The organism is Pseudomonas sp. GW822-FHT05A08, from assembly GCF_058800485.1.
The window spans coordinates 1,744,265-1,763,241 of record NZ_CM179511.1 but is presented as its reverse complement, the minus strand read 5'-3'; the positions used below and the strand labels follow the sequence as shown (position 1 = coordinate 1,763,241).

General features: G+C 64.5%; 17 protein-coding genes and 1 pseudogene. 6 read left to right on the top strand and 12 right to left on the bottom strand.

Annotated features, from left to right (window positions below; all coding sequences use genetic code 11):
- Positions 1 to 108 precede the first annotated feature (108 nt).
- The 5 genes from AC3RCP_RS07995 to AC3RCP_RS07975 all read left to right on the top strand — a co-directional run bounded on the left by AC3RCP_RS07995 (position 109) and on the right by AC3RCP_RS07975 (position 5,454).
- Positions 109 to 648 carry an RNA polymerase sigma factor gene (locus AC3RCP_RS07995; protein ID WP_101337061.1) on the top strand — a complete coding sequence of 180 codons (540 nt, stop codon included), beginning with the start codon at positions 109 to 111 and terminating at the stop codon, positions 646 to 648.
- Entirely contained in the window at positions 645 to 1,616 is a 972-nt protein-coding gene (locus tag AC3RCP_RS07990; RefSeq protein WP_101337060.1) for a FecR family protein, read from the top strand. Before AC3RCP_RS07995 ends, AC3RCP_RS07990 begins: the two co-directional genes overlap by 4 nt.
- 120 nt (positions 1,617 to 1,736) lie before the next feature.
- On the top strand, positions 1,737 to 4,310 hold the full coding sequence (locus tag AC3RCP_RS07985; RefSeq protein WP_101337059.1) for a TonB-dependent receptor: 2,574 nt from the start codon (positions 1,737 to 1,739) through the stop codon (positions 4,308 to 4,310).
- Between the two features lie 223 nt (positions 4,311 to 4,533).
- Entirely contained in the window at positions 4,534 to 4,824 is a 291-nt protein-coding gene (locus AC3RCP_RS07980; protein ID WP_178081052.1) for a hypothetical protein, read from the top strand.
- Between the two features lie 9 nt (positions 4,825 to 4,833).
- Positions 4,834 to 5,454, top strand: coding sequence for a hypothetical protein (locus AC3RCP_RS07975; RefSeq protein WP_087089164.1), 621 nt, complete (start codon positions 4,834 to 4,836; stop codon positions 5,452 to 5,454).
- On the opposite strand, the pseudogene AC3RCP_RS07970 reads toward AC3RCP_RS07975, so the two are convergent.
- From AC3RCP_RS07970 to AC3RCP_RS07940, 7 genes and pseudogenes are all read right to left on the bottom strand, one after another.
- Positions 5,451 to 5,730: pseudogene (locus tag AC3RCP_RS07970) on the bottom strand (signal peptide prediction); the annotation flags it as partial. The gene AC3RCP_RS07975 and the pseudogene AC3RCP_RS07970 overlap by 4 nt on opposite strands.
- Before the next feature lie 242 nt (positions 5,731 to 5,972).
- The gene (locus AC3RCP_RS07965; protein WP_097136505.1) at positions 5,973 to 6,278 is read right to left on the bottom strand and encodes a ribbon-helix-helix domain-containing protein; all 306 of its coding nucleotides are present in this window, start codon (positions 6,276 to 6,278) and stop codon (positions 5,973 to 5,975) included.
- Between the two features lie 78 nt (positions 6,279 to 6,356).
- Positions 6,357 to 6,938, bottom strand: a complete 582-nt coding sequence (locus AC3RCP_RS07960; protein ID WP_007927432.1) for a DJ-1/PfpI family protein — start codon at positions 6,936 to 6,938, stop codon at positions 6,357 to 6,359.
- 154 nt (positions 6,939 to 7,092) lie between these two features.
- On the bottom strand, positions 7,093 to 8,310 hold the full coding sequence (locus AC3RCP_RS07955; protein ID WP_492569508.1) for a class I SAM-dependent methyltransferase: 1,218 nt from the start codon (positions 8,308 to 8,310) through the stop codon (positions 7,093 to 7,095).
- A gap of 237 nt (positions 8,311 to 8,547) precedes the next feature.
- The gene (locus tag AC3RCP_RS07950) at positions 8,548 to 9,165 is read right to left on the bottom strand and encodes a TPM domain-containing protein (protein ID WP_007927435.1); all 618 of its coding nucleotides are present in this window, start codon (positions 9,163 to 9,165) and stop codon (positions 8,548 to 8,550) included.
- Positions 9,166 to 9,194: 29 nt separating this feature from the next.
- Positions 9,195 to 9,959, bottom strand: coding sequence for a TPM domain-containing protein (locus AC3RCP_RS07945; protein ID WP_492569506.1), 765 nt, complete (start codon positions 9,957 to 9,959; stop codon positions 9,195 to 9,197).
- 73 nt (positions 9,960 to 10,032) lie between these two features.
- Positions 10,033 to 10,641, bottom strand: a complete 609-nt coding sequence (locus tag AC3RCP_RS07940; RefSeq protein WP_007927437.1) for a LemA family protein — start codon at positions 10,639 to 10,641, stop codon at positions 10,033 to 10,035.
- Positions 10,642 to 10,895: 254 nt separating this feature from the next.
- Between AC3RCP_RS07940 and bglX the strand changes: the two genes are divergently transcribed.
- Complete coding sequence (bglX, locus tag AC3RCP_RS07935; protein ID WP_492569504.1) at positions 10,896 to 13,217, top strand: beta-glucosidase BglX; 2,322 nt, start codon at positions 10,896 to 10,898, stop codon at positions 13,215 to 13,217.
- A 138-nt stretch (positions 13,218 to 13,355) separates the two neighbouring features.
- Here the strand turns inward: bglX and AC3RCP_RS07930 are convergent, their stop codons facing one another.
- From AC3RCP_RS07930 to AC3RCP_RS07910, 5 genes are all read right to left on the bottom strand, one after another.
- Positions 13,356 to 14,513, bottom strand: coding sequence for a phospholipase D-like domain-containing protein (locus tag AC3RCP_RS07930; RefSeq protein ID WP_492569503.1), 1,158 nt, complete (start codon positions 14,511 to 14,513; stop codon positions 13,356 to 13,358).
- A gap of 1 nt (position 14,514) precedes the next feature.
- The gene (locus AC3RCP_RS07925; RefSeq protein WP_009042522.1) at positions 14,515 to 15,105 is read right to left on the bottom strand and encodes a YceI family protein; all 591 of its coding nucleotides are present in this window, start codon (positions 15,103 to 15,105) and stop codon (positions 14,515 to 14,517) included.
- Positions 15,106 to 15,290: 185 nt separating this feature from the next.
- Positions 15,291 to 16,058, bottom strand: coding sequence for an IclR family transcriptional regulator (locus AC3RCP_RS07920; protein ID WP_007927441.1), 768 nt, complete (start codon positions 16,056 to 16,058; stop codon positions 15,291 to 15,293).
- Between the two features lie 86 nt (positions 16,059 to 16,144).
- Entirely contained in the window at positions 16,145 to 17,602 is a 1,458-nt protein-coding gene (locus AC3RCP_RS07915) for an amidase (RefSeq protein WP_492569502.1), read from the bottom strand.
- Positions 17,602 to 18,912, bottom strand: coding sequence for a citrate-proton symporter (locus tag AC3RCP_RS07910; protein ID WP_101337052.1), 1,311 nt, complete (start codon positions 18,910 to 18,912; stop codon positions 17,602 to 17,604). The genes AC3RCP_RS07915 and AC3RCP_RS07910 overlap by 1 nt, the downstream gene beginning before the upstream one ends.
- Positions 18,913 to 18,977 lie beyond the last annotated feature (65 nt).

Below are 18,977 nucleotides of genomic sequence, written 5' to 3'. Positions count from 1 at the left end.
AGGAAAAATCGCATCCGGTTCATGACGCGAAACTCATGCAGACAAATAGTAATAATTCTCGATATCATTCACGACCTTTCTGCCCGGCAGTACTTGCGAAGGATTTTCATGTCTCGCTTCAAGCCCGACCCCACCTCGGCGGACCCCGTCCGCGGGTTCTATGCGGACATCCTGCATTACCTGCGTAAACGCACGGACAACGCCTGCGATGCGGCGGACATGACCCAGGACGTCTTCACCCAATGGCTCGATTACCGCGACCGGGCCAAGGTCGAACAACCCCGCGCCTTTCTGTTCCAGATGGCGCGCAACCTGCTGCGCGACCACTGGCGCCGGCAGAAGGTCAGGCACAAGGTGCACCACGAACCGCATGCAACAGAACCCGAGCCGCTGGCCGACGAACACCACGAGCCACTGCCCGCGGCCCAGCGCCTGCAACGCCTGGAGCGCTTGAAGAGCGTGCTCGCCGAACTCTCGCCGCGCCGCCGCGAAGCCCTTATGCTGCACCGCTTCGAAGGCCTGAGTCAGGCGCAGATCGCCGAACGCATGGGCATCTCCCTGAGCATGGTGGAAAAACACATCGCCTTTGCCCTGCTGCACTGCAAGCAGCGCCTGGAGCAGGAACACGGCAAGGAGCAAGCCCAATGACCCGCCCCCGCGACCCTCAACATGAGCACGAGCAGCAGATCGACAGCATCGATGCCCAGGCGGCCGGCTGGTTCACCCGCAATCGCGACGATCGCAGCCAGGCCACGCGCGACGCCTTCAAGATCTGGTCCCGCGAACCGGCCCATGCCCGAGCCTACGCCGAGTTCGAGCGCTTGTGGGCCGACCTGGCCGAACTCGAACCACTGAACCAACCGACGCCGCTGCCGGTGCGCAAAAAGCCGCGCTGGCGCCCGGCCCTGGCGGTGGCCGCCGCATTGGTCTGCGCGCTGCTGGCCATCGAGCTGGGCGCCCCGCCGGCGATCCATTCGCAACAGATCGCCGCCCAGAGCACGGGCATGCGCAGCTTCAACCTGCCCGATGGCAGCACCCTGTACGTCAACGCCAACACCCGCCTGCGCATCGACTTCACCGCGCAGCAACGCAACCTCTACCTGGACCAGGGCCAGCTGTACCTGGAAGTGGCCGCCGACAAGGAACGGCCGCTGTGGGTGCATGCAGGCAACGCCCGGGTGCGGGTGGTCGGCACCGGCTTCGATGTGCGCCGCGGTGAGAAACAACTGGTGGTCAGCGTCGCCCACGGCCAGGTGGCGTTCGTTCCCGACGCGCAGAAGCCCGATTCGCTGCTGCTCGGCGCCCGCCAGCGCGGCATCTATGACTACGCCAGCGGCACCCTGCGGGAACAGGCGGTGAACCTCGATGAGGTCGCCGACTGGCGCGGCGGCCACCTGGCCTTTCGCAATCGCGACCTGGCCAGCCTGGTGGACGAGCTGAACCTCTATCGCCGCCAGCCGGTGTTGCTGGCCGATGGCGCGCTGGGCAACTTCAAGGTCTCGGGCAACCTCGATGTGCAGGACCCGGACGCCCTGATCAAGGCCCTGCCGGCGCTGATCCCGGTGAAAACCGTGGCCCTGGCCGACGGCCGCGTGCGTATCGAAGCCCGACGCTGAAACCTATATGCGAATATTTTGCATTCGCATATGAGGTTTTATTTTGCTGACGCGTCTTCCTCCGGTCTGCGTTGTTTACGCACACCTTTTCTGGCCTTTGTCGCCGCTCCGGGGGATTTCATGTTTCGCGCGCCTTATCACTTGCAGCTCATCTGTTCGCGTCCGACCCTGCTCGCCACCTGCCTGGCGTTCAGCCTGCAGGCCCAGGCCCAGGTTCAAGTCGAATCGTTCAACTTTGCCCTGCCCGCCCAACCGCTGGCGGCCTCGCTGAGCCAGGTGGCGCAGCAGGCGAAGATCCAGTTGCTGTTCGACGAAGAGTTGCTGCGCAACGTGAAGGCCCCGGCGCTGAAGGGCGATTTCAGCCCCGAGGCGGCGATCCGGCAACTGCTGGGTGGCAGCGAGTTCAGCCTGGTCAAGGTCGACAAGACCTACGTGGTGCGCCCCGCGGAAAACAGCAGCACCCGCAGTTCGGCGCTGCAGCTGGGGGCCATGAGCGTCATCGGCAGCGGCCTGGAAGTGGACTCCGCCACGGTCGGCCGCTCGACCCTGAACCAGGCCGAGATCGATCGCCACCAGGCCACCAACATTCCCAGCCTGATCGCCACCCTGCCCGGCGTCAGCCTCGGCGGCTCGCTCAAGCCCGGCGGCCAGACCATCAACATCTGGGGCCTGGGCGACGCCGAAGACGTGCCGATGAGCGTCGACGGCGCGACCAAGAGCGGCTTCGAACGCTACCAGCAGGGTTCGATCTTCATCGAGCCGGAACTGATCAAGCGCATCGAAGTGGAAAAGGGCCCGCACTCGCCCGAGACCGGCAACGGTGGTTTCGGCGGCACCGTGCACATGGAGACCAAGGACGCCCCCGACCTACTGCAGGAAGGCCGCGACAGCGGCGCCATGCTCAAGTACGGCTACAGCAGCAACAGCCATGAGCAGGCCTACACCGGCGCGGTGTACGGACGCACCGAGGACCGGCGTTTCGATGCCCTGGCCTACTGGACCAAACGCGACGGCGACGACATGAAGCTGGCCAGCGCCCAGCCGGACCCGCGCAACGCCTACCCGATCAACCCCAAGCGCCTGCCCAACACCGCCCAGGACCTGGACGGCGAGCTGTTCAAGCTGAACATGCAACTGACCGACGAACATCGCCTGGGCTTGAGCTACATGCGTTCCAACAGCGATATCTGGGCGCCCTTCTCGGCCAAGAGCTACCCGACGCCACCGACCCAGAGCGATATCGACAAGTACGGCTACGACGGCGCCACCCGGCGCTTCCTGGCCCAGCGCAATACCGTCGACACCACCTGGCAGGCCAAGTACCAGTACACGCCGCTGGACAACCCGTGGATTGACTTCGAGGCCAAGTACTCCGATTCCAAGACCGACCAGACCGACGAGCGCGGCCCGAACGCCTATACCCAGCCCGCCTCCGGTGGACGCAAGATCACCGTGGGTTACGAGGACAGGATCCTCTCGCTGAAAAACACCAGCCGCTTCAACACCGGCCCGCTGGAACATGCCCTGACCCATGGCATCCAGATCCGCAAGCACACCCGCGAGGTGGACATGTGGATGCCGGGCAAGACCTATGAGGTGCCCAAGTACAACAACGGGCATTACCAGCCGGGCTTCATGCCCCATGGCAAGGTCGACAACAACGCCTTCTATATCCAGGACGCGATCACCCTGGGCGACTTCACCCTGACCCCGTCCCTGCGCTACGACCATGTGCGCAACCGTGGGCAGAAAAACGACGCGCCGATCTATAACAGCCCCAACCCGGTGGTCGGCCACGATTATGGCGACAAGACCTACACCGGCTGGTCGCCACGGCTGTCGGCGTTCTGGACGGTCACCCCGCAATTCGCCCTGTTCGCCGACTACAGCAAGACCTGGCGCGCGCCAGTGATCGACGAGCAGTACGAAGTCCAGGCGCCGGGCACCACCCGCTCGGCCACCAGCCGCGACCTCGACCCGGAGCGCATCACCGCGTTGCGCGCCGGTAACATCACCAGCTTCGCCAATGTGTTCAGCGATGCCGATAGCGTGCAGATTCGCACCACCGTGTTCCGCAATGAGATCAAGGACGAAATCATGAAGAACCTGGGGATCGGCTGCCCCGAGCAACTGAGCAGCGGCAAGAACATCGGCCAGGTGTGCAACCAGCCGACGATCGGGGTCTACCGCAATATCGGCGACCTGACCATCAAGGGCTTCGAGGTCGAGAGCTTCTACGATTCGACCTACCTGTTCGGCTCGCTGTCCTACTCCTGGATCACCGGCAAGCATGAAGGCGCCTACACCAATCCCTGGGGGCCGAATGTCTGGGCGCGGGACATTCCGCCGCGCAAGTGGGTCGCCACCCTGGGGGTGAAAATCCCGCAGTGGGATGCGCAGGTGGGTTGGCAGGGCCAGTGGGTACGCCAGACCGACCGCGTGCCGAGCGACGTCTACCCGAGCGGCCCGGCCAGCGCCTTGGGCGACTCCTACTGGGACCAGTACGAGAACGACCGCTACAACGTGCAGGGCCTGTTCGCCAACTGGAAACCGCAGCAGCCGTACCTCAAGGGCACGGAAGTCAACTTCACCCTGGACAACATGTTCAACCGCGATTACCGCCCGCCCCTGAGCGGCGAAAACGCCTCCAGCCTTGGGCGTAACGCCAAGATCAGCGTGACCCGGTTCTTCTGACTGCATCCGGCTGCGGTGTACTCGATGCACCGCAGCATGCAGATCGCCCGCACCTGCCGCTGGCCGCCAAGGATGTGTTGCAAGCCTTTAGCCAAGCCCTCCTGCCCGCTCCTGCCGGGCTAAGATCGATCTCCCCCTGAAAACCACAGGGATGCCTTCGGGCGCTTTCAGTTGATTTCCTGTTGAATTCGTACGACAAGTATCGTACAAACGAGAAAGCATCATGGACAGAGGCTTCAGGCAGGTCCGGAGAGACCTGATCAGCGCGCTGCAAACGGAAAACTATCTGCATGCGGCGCGTGGCTCGATCGAGATCAAGAACCTGCTGGCCACAGGCGAGGTCTCGGCCCGGCAATTGATCGAGATCATCAGCGCCTGCAAGGGCACGGACCACAGTTGCAGCGCACATCACAGCGTCCCGGGCATCGCGGTCCATGTGCTGAAAAAGGCGGGCTGGTACATCAAGTTCTACTTTATCGAACCCGATGCGTGGTTCATCAGCGTTCACCGATGAGGGCACCCCATGAAACTTTTTCTGCAGGGCGACCAAGGCAAGGCGCTCTGTGAGCATTGCCAACAGGTCGTCGGCATCACCTACATCCGTCGCGACGTCCCTTTCAGCGATGGGCATGGCCAGGCCCGGGAGATCCTGGTGGGAGTCTGCGACCACTGCGCCACCACGGTGGCCATCCCGCCCCAGTCGACACCAGCGATCAAGGACGCCCGCAAGCAGCAACTGACCTCCATCGAGGCGCGGCTGCCTGCGGTCTACCTCGACGTCCTGGATGCCGCGATGCACTCCGTGGCCCAGGACGCCGGGGTGCAGATGCGCAAACTGTTCTTCAGCTACTACTTCAGCGCACCCGCCGTGTCTGGTCTGGAGCAGGTGCATAGCGGCTTCGCCGCGTATCTGGCGGAGCAGGTCGAGGCCCGCCAGTTGCCTGCCGCCCGTTCGATGAAGCGCCTGTCGCTGAAAGTGAACCATTATGTGGCCGAGGATCTCGCCCGCCTGCTGGAGACGACCCGGATGACCCAGACCGAGTTGCTGAAATCGCTGATCGCGCAGATTCGCCTGGATGTGCTCGAAGGGGGCAACCCGGCGGTGATCGCCGACCTGCGCCAACTGACGCGCCTGGCGCTCTAGCCCTCAGCCTTTACCCCTGCCAACGACCCTGCCCGCCCGAAGGAAATCCCCCAGCGCCGCACCAGATAGTTGTGCTCGTCCATCACTGAGTTCCACACGGCGATATGCCCCATGCGCTGCTGATAGGAACCGCCATCGCGGGTTTCGCCGATATCGATCAGCGGCCCGCCGTCACTGCCCGGCAACTCTTCCCGGGCCGGCTTGCCGTCGTACCAGTAATCCCACTTCGGCGCTGCTCTGGTGATCGCGAGAGCACCCGCCCCACCAACTGCGCCACCTGTAGCCGCTGCCGAGCCTTGGCGAGGCTGCGATCGGGGCCCAGCCCCGTAAAACCTGACGACGCGGTATGCCTGGAACGATGCCGCCTGCTCAGTGGCTCAGGTGGCGCTCTCGGGTCCATCGCGAGCAAGCTTCGCTCCTACGGGTAGGGTGTTGTCTGGCTTGGCGCCCACTGCGTCGGAGTGCCGCCCAAGTCGATCGCAGCCTCGCAGGCTCGGCAGCGGCTACAGGGTGCGGGGTTATTGGGTGGCGCTGCGCACCACGCTGAGTTCCGGCGTGGCGCTGCGGCGCTGGCTCAGGTAGCGGGTGCAGCTGACCCGCAGGAACGAGGCGAAATTCACCACTTCGCCGCGGTAGTCCATCACCTCTTCGTAGAGCTTGGCGATCAGCTGGTTGGTGGTCATGCCATCGACCTCGGCGATTTCGCTGAGGATGTCCCAGAACTGGTTTTCCAGGCGCAGGGTGGTGACCACCCCGCAGATGCGCAGCGAGCGCGAACGGGACTCGTAGAGGATCGGGTCGGCTTTGACGTAGAGCTCGCACATGCTGGGCGCTCCTCGGTTGTAGGGGTAGGACGATGGCGCTGCTTCCTGACAGAAAAGCAGCGCCGGCGGCTCATCCGCTTACAGGGTGATTTGGGTGCCCAGCAAACCGAGGAAACCGGCCAGCCAGCTGGGGTGCGCCGGCCAGGCCGGGGCCGTCGCCAGATTGCCTTGGACGTGGCTGTCCGTCACGGGAATATCGATGTAGGTACCGCCGGCCAGGCGCACTTCCGGGGCACAGGCCGGGTACGCACTGCACTCGCGGCCTTCGAGAATGCCCGCCGCGGCCAGCAGCTGGGCGCCGTGGCAGACGGCGGCGATCGGCTTGCCGGCCTGGTCGAAGGCTTGCACCAGTTGCAGGACTTTTTCGTTCAACCGCAGGTATTCCGGGGCGCGACCGCCGGGGATCAGCAGCGCGTCGTAATCGGCGGCCTCGACCTTGGCGAAGTCAAAATTCAGGGCGAACTGATGGCCCGGTTTTTCGCTGTAGGTCTGGTCGCCTTCGAAGTCGTGGATCGCGGTGCGCACGGTCTGCCCGGCCTTTTTGTCCGGGCACACCGCATGCACGGTGTGGCCGACCATCAGCAGCGCCTGGAACGGCACCATCACTTCGTAGTCCTCGACGTAATCGCCGACCAGCATGAGGATTTTTTTCGCGGCCATGGAGATGACTCCTCTTCAAGGGAAAACAGGAGTATTCAAGGTAGTCCCTATCCGCGGGGCCGGGTAATAACCCGGTACTACGCCTGCAACGTATCCGTACATCGCGTCATCGTTTTTCGCGGGCAAGCCTCGCTCCTACAGCAGCAGGCAACCCTCAGCCCAGGTAGCCGTCGGCCCGCAACAGGGTTTCCAGGCAGTGCTCGCTGATGTGGTAGAACGCCTTGAGCTCGCCGATCTTCGCCAGCAGCTGGGTCGGGTCCTGGGGCTCGGCGCGTTTGACCGCGAGGATCATCTTGTTTTTGTTGGTGTGTTCCAGGGAGATGAACTCGAAGACCTTGGTCTCGTAGCCGCAGGTTTCGAGGAACAGCGCGCGCAGGCTGTCGGTGACCATCTCCGCCTGCTGGCCCAGGTGCAGACCATATTGCAGCATCGGCTTGAGCAGCACCGGGCTCTGCATCTGCGGGCGGATCTGCTTGTGGCAGCACGGCGAGCACATGATGATCGCCGCGCCGGAACGAATGCCGGTGTGGATCGCGTAGTCGGTGGCGATATCGCAGGCATGCAGGGCGATCATCACATCCAGCTCGCTCGGCGCCACGCTGCGCACGTCGCCACACTTGAACTCCAGGCCCTGATGGTCGAGGCGCGCCGCCGCGGCGTTGCACAGGGTCACCATGTCTTCGCGCAGCTCCACGCCGGTCACCTGCCCTTGCGCCTGCAAGGTGTTGCACAGGTAGTCGTGGATGGCGAAGGTCAGGTAGCCCTTGCCGGAGCCGAAGTCCGCCACCCGCACCGGCTGTTGCAGATCGATCGGCGACGAGCTCAGCGCATGGCTGAAAACCTCGATGAACTTGTTGATCTGCTTCCACTTGCGTGACATCGCCGGGATCAGTTCGTGCTGCTTGTTGGTCACCCCCAGGTCGGTGAGGAACGGCCGGCTCAGCTCCAGGTAGCGATTCTTTTCGCGGTTGTGCTCGGCGGACGGCACTTCGCGCTGCTGCTGGGCCTTGCCCTTGAACAGCGAACTCTTGCCCTTCTTGCTGTATTCGAGCTGCACCTCATCGGTGAGCGACAGCAGGTGCGCGTTCTTGAACGACGCCGGCAGCAGCCCGGCGATCAGCGCCACGCCTTCATCGAGGGGGAAGTTCTTGGTGATGTCGCGGGTCTTGTAGCGGTAGACGAAGGACAGGCACGGCTGCTCCTTGACCGTCAGTTGCTTGATGATCAGCCGCTGCAAATCCGCCTCGGCCCCCACATGCTTGGCCAGCACCAGTTTGATAAAGGCGTTCTGCGCCAGGCTGGTTTCCAGCAATTCGAGAAACTGGGCGTGATGATCCGGCGCGAGGCTGGCGGGGGTTGCGGTTGCAGACATGTAAAAGGTGCCTCGGGCGATGCGGGGTGTGAATCGGGGAATGGCGGGTATTTTAGGGGGGATGGCCCGCCGGGGCACGGAGTTATTTACCCGACGGCGCAGAATTCCAGGCGATGGGGCCTCCTGTAGCCGCTGCCGAAGGCTGCGATCGGCCGAAAGGCCGTGGCGCTCTCAAGATCGCTGGAGGTCCTGCGGACCTTGCGCAGCCTACGGCAGCGGCTACAGGGATGGGGGAAATCAGGCCAGGACCACCAGGCGGTTGGGCAGTTCGTTGCGCACATGGGTCACCGGCACATGCACCTTAAGCAGTTCGCCGCAGGCCTCGATGCAGTTGATGAAGCCTTGCAGGGTCTGCCCCTGCTTCACCTGCTGGGTGAAGGCCTGGACGATGGCGTCCCAGGTCTTGTCGTCGAGGCGCCTGGAAATGCCCTCGTCCACCAGGATTTCCACATAGCGCTCGGCTTCGCAGACGAAGATCAGCATCCCGGTGCTGCCGACGGTGTGGTGCAGGTTCTGTTCGAGAAACTGGCGGCGGGCCAGGTTCGAGGCGCGCCAGTGGCGTACCGAGCGCGGAATCAGGCGGGTGGTGATCCGCGGGATGCGAAACACTAGGCAGAGCACGATAAAGGTCACCCATTGCACCAGCAGCAACAGGTGCATGCTCATCCAGCCGGTGGCGTAATGCACCACGCCCGGCACGATCAGCGCCAGCAGGCTGGCCCAGAGCAACGGGATATAGGCGTAGTCGTCGGCGCGGGCGGCCAGCACGGTGACCAGTTCGGCATCGGTCTGCTGTTCGACCCGGGCGATCGCCTCGGCGACCTGCCGTTGTTCGTACTCACTCAGTAGTGCCATGTCTTCCCATACTCATCGATTATTGTTAGTCACCAGCCGCCTGACGATCCGCCGCCGCCAAAACTACCACCGCCGCCGCTGAAGCCCCCACCGCCTCCGCCGCCAAAGCCTCCGCCACCCAAACCGCCCCCGCCGAAGCCTCCGGAACCGCCACGCCCGCCGCCACCGCTGGGCAGGATGCCAAGCAACTGGCAGACGAAGATCGTCACGATAAACAGCAGCACCAGGAACACCAGGGCGCCGGGATGCCGCTCGAAAAACTCACTGCCACGCTCGCCGCCACCGTCATAGGCAGCGCTCGGTTCGTCCAGCGGATTGCCGCCCAGCACCAGCAGCATGGCCGATACGCCATCGCTGATGCCCTTGCTGAAATGGCCGGCCTTGAAGGCCGGGGTGATGACCTGGTTGATGATCACCGAACTTTGCGCGTCGGTCAGGCGATCTTCCAGGCCGTAACCGACTTCGATGCGCAGCTTGCGATCATCGCGGGCGACGATCAACAAGGCGCCGTTGTTCTTGTCCTTCTGGCCGATGCCCCAGTAGCGCCCCAGCTGATAGCCGAAGTCCTCGATGCTGGTGCCTTGCAGGTCCGGCAGGGTCACGACCACCACCTGCTCGCCGGTGGACTGTTCGTGGGAGGCCAGCTCCTGGGTCAGTTGCTGGCGCACCGCCGGCTCGATCATCTGGGCGTTGTCCACCACCCGCCCACTCAGCGCCGGGAACTTCAGCTCGGCCTGGGCCGTTATCGCAAACACCCAGAGCAACAGCACCACACCCACTCTCAACACGCGCATTGGAACCTCATCCGTGGTAACGCCGGGGCGGATCCCGCGGCCGCTCGCGCGATCCGCGGGTAGCCGCGGCTGATCAGAACTTCACTTCTGGGGCTTTGTCGGCGTCGGGGCTGGTGGCCTCGAAGGTCTCGCGCACCGGCAGGTTGCTGTACATCACGCTGTGCCACAGGCGGCCGGGGAAGGTACGGATCTCGGTGTTGTACTTCTGCACCGCGAGGATGAAATCGCGACGCGCCACGGCGATGCGGTTCTCGGTGCCTTCGAGCTGCGACTGCAGGGCCAGGAAGTTCTGGTTGGCCTTGAGGTCCGGATACCGCTCGGACACCACCATCAAACGGCTCAAGGCGCCGGTCAGCTGGTCCTGGGCCTGCTGGAACTGCTTGAGTTTTTCCGGGTTGTCCAGGGTGCTGGCATCGACCTGGATCGACGTCGCCTTGGCCCGCGCCTCGATCACCGCGGTCAGGGTCTCCTGTTCGTGCTTGGCGTAGCCCTTGACCGTTTCCACCAGGTTGGGGATCAGGTCGGCGCGACGCTGGTACTGGTTCTGGACCTGCCCCCAGGCCGCCTTGGCCTGTTCGTCGAGGGTCGGGATGTTGTTGATCCCGCAGCCGCTGAGCAGGCTGCCAAGCAGCAGCAATGCCATCACGGGCCAGCTTGAGCGAAGGCTCTGTCGTACGTTCATGGTGGTGACGCTCCTTGCAACCTAGGGGATGGAACCTGTAACCCTTTGAATCGAGTGCATCGGGCATAATCTGCCGCCACCACTGGATTGCATCGGGCCAATCGGCTAAAAGATGCCCAGCGCGAAAAAGAGTTCAGAAGTGTGCTGCATTTATCCGAACAACAATAGTCGTTCCTTTATTAGCCGCTCTCCCAATTTTCGGCCGCTCGACGCGTACTGATCGCGTCTGTCTTAGGCCCTAGAGAACAATATTCATGAAGAAGCTGTGTTTGCTGGGTTTGCTGATCAACCTGGCCAGTCACCCTGCCCTCGCCGCCACCACGCCGGTATCGGCCCAGGAAAAACCCTTTTCGGACGCGGTCCTGCAGAACAAGGACGCTTTCATCGACAACCTGCTCAAGCAGATGACCCTGGATGAAAAGATCGGCCAGTTGCGCCTGATCAGCATCGGTCCGGAAATGCCCCGCGAGCTGATCCGCAAGGAAATCGCCGCCGGGCGCATCGGCGGCACCTTCAACTCCATCTCCCGCCCGGAAAACCGGCCGATGCAGGACGCGGCCATGCGCAGCCGGCTGAAGATCCCGATGTTCTTCGCCTATGACGTGATCCACGGCCACCGCACGATCTTCCCGATCCCCCTGGCCCTGGCGTCGAGCTGGGACATGGACGCCATCGGCCGCTCCGGGCGCATCGCCGCCCAGGAAGCCAGCGCCGACAGCCTGGACATCACCTTCGCGCCAATGGTCGACATCTCCCGCGACCCACGCTGGGGCCGCACCTCCGAAGGCTTCGGCGAAGACACCTACCTGGTCTCGCGCATCGCCAAGGTCATGGTCAAGGCCTACCAGGGCGACAGCCCGAAGAACGCCGACAGCATCATGGCCAGCGTCAAGCACTTCGCCCTGTACGGCGCGGTGGAAGGCGGTCGCGACTACAACGTCGTCGACATGAGCCCGGTGAAGATGTACCAGGACTACCTGCCGCCCTACCGCGCCGCAATCGACGCCGGTGCCGGCGGGGTAATGGTGGCGTTGAACTCGATCAACGGCGTGCCGGCCACCTCCAACACCTGGCTGATGAACGACCTGCTGCGCAAGGAGTGGGGCTTCAAGGGCCTGGCGGTGAGCGACCACGGCGCCATCGTCGAGCTGATGCGCCATGGCGTCGCCAAGGACGGCCGCGAAGCCGCCAAGCTGGCGATCAAGGCCGGCATCGACATGAGCATGAACGACTCGCTGTACGCCAAGGAGCTGCCGGGACTGATCAAGTCCGGCGACGTCAGCCAGCGCGACCTGGACAACGCCGTGCGCGAAGTGCTGGCCGCCAAGTACGACATGGGCCTGTTCGCCAACCCGTACCTGCGTATCGGCAAGGCCGAGCAAGACCCGGCCGACACCAACGCCGAAAGCCGCCTGCACCGCAGCGATGCCCGCGATGTGGCGCGCCGCAGCCTGGTGCTGCTGAAGAACGCCAATGAAACCCTGCCGCTGAAAAAGGCCGGCAAGATCGCCCTGGTCGGTCCGCTGGCCAAGGCGCCGATCGACATGATGGGCAGTTGGGCCGCCGCCGGCGTACCGGCGCAATCGGTCACCCTGTTCGACGGCATGAGCCGCGCCCTGGGCGACCAGGCGCAGCTGATCTACGCCCGTGGCTCGAACATCACCGCCGACAAGGCGGTGGTCGACTACCTGAACTTCCTCAACTTCGATGCCCCGGAAGTGGTGGACGACCCGCGCCCGGCCCAGCAGTTGATCGACGAAGCGGTGAAGGCCGCGCAGCAGGCTGACGTGGTGGTGGCGGCGGTAGGCGAATCGCGGGGCATGTCCCACGAATCCTCCAGCCGTACCGACCTGCACATCCCGGCCAGCCAGCGCGAGCTGATCAAGGCCCTCAAGGCCACCGGCAAGCCGCTGGTACTGGTATTGATGAATGGCCGGCCGCTGGCGCTGCTCGACGAGAACGAACAGGCCGACGCGATCCTGGAAACCTGGTTCAGCGGCACCGAAGGCGGCAACGCCATCGCCGACGTGCTGTTCGGCGACTACAACCCGTCCGGCAAGCTGCCGATCACCTTCCCACGTTCGGTGGGGCAGATCCCGACCTACTACAACCACCTGACCATTGGCCGGCCGTTCACCCCGGGCAAGCCAGGCAACTACACCTCGCAGTATTTCGACGACACCACCGGTCCCCTGTTTCCGTTCGGTTATGGCCTGAGCTACACCACCTTCAGCCTGTCGGACATGGCCCTGTCGTCGACCACGTTGAACAAGAGCGGCAAGCTCGACGCCAGCGTGACCCTGAAAAATACCGGCAAGCGCGACGGTGAAACCGTGGTGCAGCTGTATATCCAGGATGTCGCCGGCTCCATGATCCGCCCGATCAAGGAACTGAAAAACTTCCAGAAAGTGCAGCTCAAGGCCGGCGAACAGAAGGTGATCCACTTCAGCATCAGCGAAGACGACCTGAAGTTCTACAACGCCCAGCTCAAGTACGCCGCGGAACCGGGCGAGTTCAAGGTCGAGATCGGCCTGGACTCCCGGGACGTCAAGCAACAGAGCTTCGAACTGCTGTAACCCTCCCCCTCGGCCTCGCTCCTGCCCCCCCATGTAGGAGCGAGGCTTGCCCACGATAGCGATTCTGCTGACACACCGCGTTGCCCGTATCGCCAGCAAGCTTGGCTCCTACAGAAGCCAAAGCCGCGCCGGGCCGGGTCAGTCGCGGCGATTGAGCAGGTTGACCACCAGCCGGTCCACCCAGCCCCAGATCCGTTGCTTGATCCGCCGCCACAGCGGGCGGTTTTTCCAGGCTTCTAGGCTGACTTCCTGGCTCTGGTCGAAGTCGGCGAGGAAGCTTGCAAGCACCGCATCGGTGAGCGGCAGGTCGAGGGCTTCGAGGTTGGCCTCGAGGTTGAAACGCAGGTTCCAGTGATCGAAGTTGCACGAGCCGATGCTCACCCAATCGTCGATCAGCACCATCTTCAGGTGCAGGAAACGCGGCTGGTATTCGAAGATCTTCACCCCGGCCCGCAGCAGGCGCGGGTAATAACGATGCCCGGCATAACGCACCGACGGGTGATCGGTGCGTGGCCCGGTCAGCAGCAGGCGCACGTCCACCCCGCGTCCGGCAGCGCGGCGCAGTGAGCGGCGGACCTTCCAGGTCGGCAGGAAATACGGGGTCGCCAGCCAGATTCGCCGGTGCCCGCTGTTCAGCGCGCGCACCAGCGATTGCAGAATGTCCCGGTGTTGCCGGGCGTCGGCATAGGCCACCCGGCCCATGCCCTCGCCCTGGGCCGGCACCCGCGGCAGGCGTGGCAGACCGAAGTTCGACGCCGGCTTCCAGGCGGTGCGATAGCGGTTGGCGATCCACTGCCGGTCGAACAGCATCTGCCAGTCGAGCACCAGCGGGCCGCTGATCTCCACCATGACTTCATGCCAGTCGCAGCTGTCTTGCAGCGGGTTCCAGAATTCATCGGTCACCCCGGTGCCGCCGACCACCGCCAGTTCCTGATCCACCAGCAACAGTTTGCGGTGGTCGCGATACAGGTTGCGCACCCCGCGACGCCAGCTCAGGCGATTGTAGAAGCGCAGTTCGACCCCGGCGCCCGTCAGGCGCTGGCGCAGACCCAGGGTGAAGGCCAGGCTGCCGTAGTCGTCGAACAGGCAACGCACCCGCACCCCGCGCTCGGCGGCCTGGGTCAGGGCCTGGACCATGGCCTCGGCGCAGGCGCCCGCCTCCACCAGGTACAGCTCCAGTTCCACCTGCTCACGGGCCCGGGCGATCGCCACCAGCATCCGCGGGAAAAAACTCGGACCGTCGATCAGCAACTCGAAGCGATTGCCTTCACGCCAGGGAAAGACCGCGCCCGCCATATCAGCGCGCCGTGAAGATCAGCACCGCACCCACCGGCACCGACAGACTGATCGCCGACAGGCCGGCCGCCTTGCGCAAGGTTTCGAGCCCCGGCACCAGGTCGAAATCGGCGGCGTTGAGCACCAGCGGCTCCAGGGTCACCACCTGGAAACGCCGATCGTCCAGGCGCGTGGCCAGGAGCTCGGCGCTATATTCGTGCTGTTTGCCGTGCAGGGTGACATTGACCGGCAAACGCAATTCGATCTGCGCGCCGGGCGCCAGGTCGTTGATCGGGCGCAGGTTGATCTGTGCGTTGATCAGGGCATCCGGATGCCGCTCGATTTCGAACAGCTCCTTGCGCATGCGCTCGTCGCGCAGCGGAATCCCGCTGTTGATCGAGTCCAGCTCGACTTCCAGCTGCGCCATGCCCTTGGCGTCGACCTTGCCGTGCAGGACCAGGAAGCGCTGGACTTCGGAAACATTGGCGTTTTTGGTGGTGACGAACGACAGGCGCGAGGACTCGTTGTCCAGGTACCAGTTGGCCTGGGCCGGCCAGGCCGCGCAGGCCAGCAGCAAAGCGCCCAGGGCTTTGGGGAAAGAAGCGTTGAACATGGAAGACTCATGGGGTCGAGAAATCTGAGCCGAACCTTAACCGGCCCGCGCGCGCTTGCAAACAGCGACCAGCCCCGAACGGTGAATTCCGTAGCCGCTGGCGCAGGCTGCGAAAGGTCCGCAGGACCTCCTGCGCCCGCGAGAATGTCACGGCCGTGCCGGCCGATTGCAGCCTGCGGCAGCGGCTACAGGCTGCGCTCGACATCGTGGACAGTCGCCGCGAGGCTGTCCAGGTGCAAACTCAGCACCCGCTCCACCGGCGCCTGGTCCATCGGCCAGTGCAGGGCCATGCTGCCCACCAGCCGGCCCTGGTCACGAATCGGCAAGGCCACGGCGCGGATCAGGAACGGCAGCCGCACCGGGTACTCCCAATAACCTTCGGTGCGCTGGCCGAAACCCTGATGCTGGGATTGCTCGCAGGCGCGGTACTGGTCCTCCTGGGGCACCCGCTCGCGGACGGCCAGGCGCTGGACCTGCTCGTGATCCAGCTCGGCCAGGCACGCCTTGCCCATCGCCGAATGGAACAGGCTCGAATAGTGGCCGACGATCTGACAGTTATGCGGATAACGCTTGCGCAGCACCGCCGGGATCGAACTTTCCATGACCTCCAGGCGCTCGCCGTCGAAACACGACAGGTCGACCACCAACCCGGTGCGCTCGCTCAACGCCTGCAACCAGGGCGCGGCGCGCTCCACCAGTTGCCGCTTGAAGCGTTGCTGCTGGTCGCCGAACAGCCGCCTGGCGCACAGCCGGTAACGCCGGTCGCTCAGGCCGCGATAGATCCAGCCCTGCTCCTGCAACGTCAGGAGCATGCGCGACACCGTGGCCTTGGGCAGCGCCGTCAGGTAGTGCAGTTCCTCCAGGCCCAGGGCCTGGTGCTGGCCCAGCAGTTCGACGATCGCCAACGCCCGTTCGACCGAACGCACACTGCCGGTTTCTACCTTGCTGGCCATATGCCGACCTCCCTGATAAGCGGATGGATGAGCGTTTTACGCAGCAAGATGCGGGCCCGATAAACCCGCACACCCCGGTTCGAGGGTTACAACGGATGACCCGGCGGCCGGCGCCTGACCCACTGCGTCAGTTGTTCGTGGGCATGACCGAGCTGCAACACCGCCCGGTCGGCCTGGGCCGGGCCGATGATCTGCACGCCCATGGGCAAGCCCGCCGGGTTGAAGCCGACCGGCACGCTGAGGCTCGGCAGGCCGGCCAGGGTCGGGCCGATCACCACTTCCATCCAGCGATGGTAAGTGTCCATTTCCCGCCCTCCGACAAGGCGCGGCCAAGGCACCCCTGCATCGAAAGGGAACACTTGGGCGCTGGGCAACAGCAGGAAATCGTAACGTTCGAACAGGCGCTCCAGGGCCCGGTACCAGTCGCTGCGAATCTGCGAGGCCTGGTAGACATCCGCCGCGCTCAGGCGCAGCCCGCCCTCGACTTCCCACTGCGCCTCGGGCTTGAGCAGTTGGCGCTTCTGCGGGTCGGCATACAGCGGCCCCAGGTTGCCCTGGACCAGCCAATGCCGGTGCACCAGCCAGCACTGCCACAGCGCCGCCATGGAAAACGCCGGCTGGCAGGCCTCGACCTCGCAGCCCAACTGGCGAAAATCCCCCAGCGCCGACTCGCACAGCGCCAGCACGCCATCGTCCATGGCCAGATAGCCGTCGTAGTCCCCCAGCCAGCCCAGGCGCGTGCCGCGAAAGTCCCGCTGCAAAGGCTCGTTGAAGATCGCCGGGTCGTCCTTGAGCGACAAGGGCACCCGCGAGTCGTACCCGGCCTGAGTGGCCAGCAGGCGCGCGATATCGACCACGCTGCGGCCCATCGGGCCCTCGGTGGCCAGTTGCTGGACGAACAGCTCCGGCGCCGGGCCGTGGGGCACCCGGCCCTGAGACGGGCGCAGGCCGAAGACATTGTTGAAGGCCGCCGGGTTGCGCAACGAGCCCATCATGTCGCTGCCATCGGCCACCGGCAGCATGCGCAGCGCCAGGGCCACCGCCGCCCCGCCACTGCTGCCGCCGGCATTCAACGTCGGGTCGTAGGCATTGCCGGTGGTGCCGAACACCTTGTTGTAGGTCTGCGAGCCCAGGCCGAACTCCGGCACGTTGCTCTTGCCGACGATGATCGCCCCGCTGGCCCGGACCCGCTCCACGCAGATGGCGTCATGGGCCGGGATCTGTTCGGCGAACAGCGGCGAGCCCAGGGTCGTGCGCAGCCCGGCGGTGGCCGCCAGGTCCTTGATTGCCTGGGGCATGCCGTGCATCCAGCCCAGGGACTGGCCCCGGTCCAGATGGCGGTCGCGCGCCTCGGCCTCGGCCAGCAGTACCTGGCGCTCGCGCAACGACACCAGGGCATTGACCCGGGGGTTGCAGCGCTCGATCCGGTCCAGGTAGGCCGACATCACTTCGCGGCAGGAAAACCTGCGGGCGTGGATCGCCCGGGACAGCTCGACGGCGCCCAGCTCGACAATGGGTCCAAGGTCTTGTATTGCGATATCCATCAAGGCTTCACCCCGAAATTCAGTGTGCTCGGTTTCTTCTCTTTGGGTGCCTCATGCAGGCAATAAGTGCCCAGCAGCGTCAACACGCAGGCAAACAAGACATAAAACGCCGGGGCCACCGGGGTGCCCAGCACCTTGCTGAGCCAGGTCACGATCAGCGGGGCGAAGCCGCCGAAGACCATGACCGCCACGTTGTAGGCCACCGATACCCCGGTGGAACGCACCTGCACCGGGAACTGTTCGGCCAGTGCCGTCGGCGCCGGGCCGAAGAAGCCGCCGATGGCGCTGCACAGCAGCACCTGCATCACCAGCAGCCGCTCGATCGAGGGCGCCGCGGCGACCCAGACATACAGCGGGTACACCATGACGAAAAACGCCAGGGTGAAGGCCAGCAATACCGGGCGCCGCCCCAGCCGGTCCGACAGAGCGCCGGACAATGGAATCACCACCGTCATCAGCGCCACCGCGAACATCTGCACCAGCAACACCTGGTCCAGCGGCAAGCCGAGGTTCTTGTGGGCGAAGGTCGGCATGTTCACCAGCACCACGTAGAACGACACCGTCGCCCCGCAGGCCAGGCCCATGGACACCAGGATGCTGCGCCGGTGCTCGCGCAGCACCTGCATCAGGCCCGGGCCGTTGCCGCGCACCTGCCTGCGAGCCTCGACGAAGGCTTCCGGCTCCTCCATGTACTTGCGGATCCACAGGCCCACCGGGCCGATCAGCAAGCCGATGACGAACGGCAGGCGCCAGCCCCACAGATCGAGGTCCTCGGGCGAGAACAGATGGGTGACCAACGCCACCATCGCCGCCCCGGAGAACACCGCCAGGCATTGCCCGACCAATTGCCAGGAGCCATACAGGCCCTTGCGGTGCGCCGGCGCGCTTTCCACCAGGAAGGCCGTGGCGCTGGCGTATTCGCCGCCGGTGGCGAAGCCCTGCAGCATCCGCGCGACCACGATCATCAGCGGCGCGCCCATGCCGATGGCCGCGTAGTTGGGGGCAAAGGCGATCAGGGCGATGGAGACGGTCATCAGGCGGATGATCAGTTGCATGGCGGCCTTGCGGCCTTTGCGGTCGGAATACATGCCCAGCAGGATGCCGCCCACCGGGCGCATGAAAAAGCCCACGCCGAAGGTGGCCAGGGCCATCAGCAACGAGGCGTATTCGTCGTCGGAGGGAAAAAACTGCCGGGCGATGATGCTGGCCAGAAAGCCGTAGACGATGAAGTCGTACCACTCCAGGGCGTTGCCGATCACCGCGGCGACCACTTGCCGGGTACGCGAAACACTGGAACTCGAGGTGTGCATGAGCGCTGTCCTTCTATTCTTGTCGGGCCTCTCGGGTAACGAGTCGGGCCCTTATGGGAAGTGCC

Bases quoted from the DNA above. Each gene is read 5' to 3' on its own strand.
- AC3RCP_RS07995 (WP_101337061.1), top strand. From the start codon at position 109: ATGTCTCGCTTCAAGCCCGACCCCACCTCGGCGGACCCCGTCCGCGGG.
- AC3RCP_RS07990 (WP_101337060.1), top strand. From the start codon at position 645: ATGACCCGCCCCCGCGACCCTCAACATGAGCACGAGCAGCAGATCGAC.
- AC3RCP_RS07985 (WP_101337059.1), top strand. From the start codon at position 1,737: ATGTTTCGCGCGCCTTATCACTTGCAGCTCATCTGTTCGCGTCCGACC.
- AC3RCP_RS07980 (WP_178081052.1), top strand. From the start codon at position 4,534: ATGGACAGAGGCTTCAGGCAGGTCCGGAGAGACCTGATCAGCGCGCTG.
- AC3RCP_RS07975 (WP_087089164.1), top strand. From the start codon at position 4,834: ATGAAACTTTTTCTGCAGGGCGACCAAGGCAAGGCGCTCTGTGAGCAT.
- AC3RCP_RS07965 (WP_097136505.1), bottom strand. From the start codon at position 6,278: ATGTGCGAGCTCTACGTCAAAGCCGACCCGATCCTCTACGAGTCCCGT.
- AC3RCP_RS07960 (WP_007927432.1), bottom strand. From the start codon at position 6,938: ATGGCCGCGAAAAAAATCCTCATGCTGGTCGGCGATTACGTCGAGGAC.
- AC3RCP_RS07955 (WP_492569508.1), bottom strand. From the start codon at position 8,310: ATGTCTGCAACCGCAACCCCCGCCAGCCTCGCGCCGGATCATCACGCC.
- AC3RCP_RS07950 (WP_007927435.1), bottom strand. From the start codon at position 9,165: ATGGCACTACTGAGTGAGTACGAACAACGGCAGGTCGCCGAGGCGATC.
- AC3RCP_RS07945 (WP_492569506.1), bottom strand. From the start codon at position 9,959: ATGCGCGTGTTGAGAGTGGGTGTGGTGCTGTTGCTCTGGGTGTTTGCG.
- AC3RCP_RS07940 (WP_007927437.1), bottom strand. From the start codon at position 10,641: ATGAACGTACGACAGAGCCTTCGCTCAAGCTGGCCCGTGATGGCATTG.
- bglX (WP_492569504.1), top strand. From the start codon at position 10,896: ATGAAGAAGCTGTGTTTGCTGGGTTTGCTGATCAACCTGGCCAGTCAC.
- AC3RCP_RS07930 (WP_492569503.1), bottom strand. From the start codon at position 14,513: ATGGCGGGCGCGGTCTTTCCCTGGCGTGAAGGCAATCGCTTCGAGTTG.
- AC3RCP_RS07925 (WP_009042522.1), bottom strand. From the start codon at position 15,105: ATGTTCAACGCTTCTTTCCCCAAAGCCCTGGGCGCTTTGCTGCTGGCC.
- AC3RCP_RS07920 (WP_007927441.1), bottom strand. From the start codon at position 16,058: ATGGCCAGCAAGGTAGAAACCGGCAGTGTGCGTTCGGTCGAACGGGCG.
- AC3RCP_RS07915 (WP_492569502.1), bottom strand. From the start codon at position 17,602: ATGGATATCGCAATACAAGACCTTGGACCCATTGTCGAGCTGGGCGCC.
- AC3RCP_RS07910 (WP_101337052.1), bottom strand. From the start codon at position 18,912: ATGCACACCTCGAGTTCCAGTGTTTCGCGTACCCGGCAAGTGGTCGCC.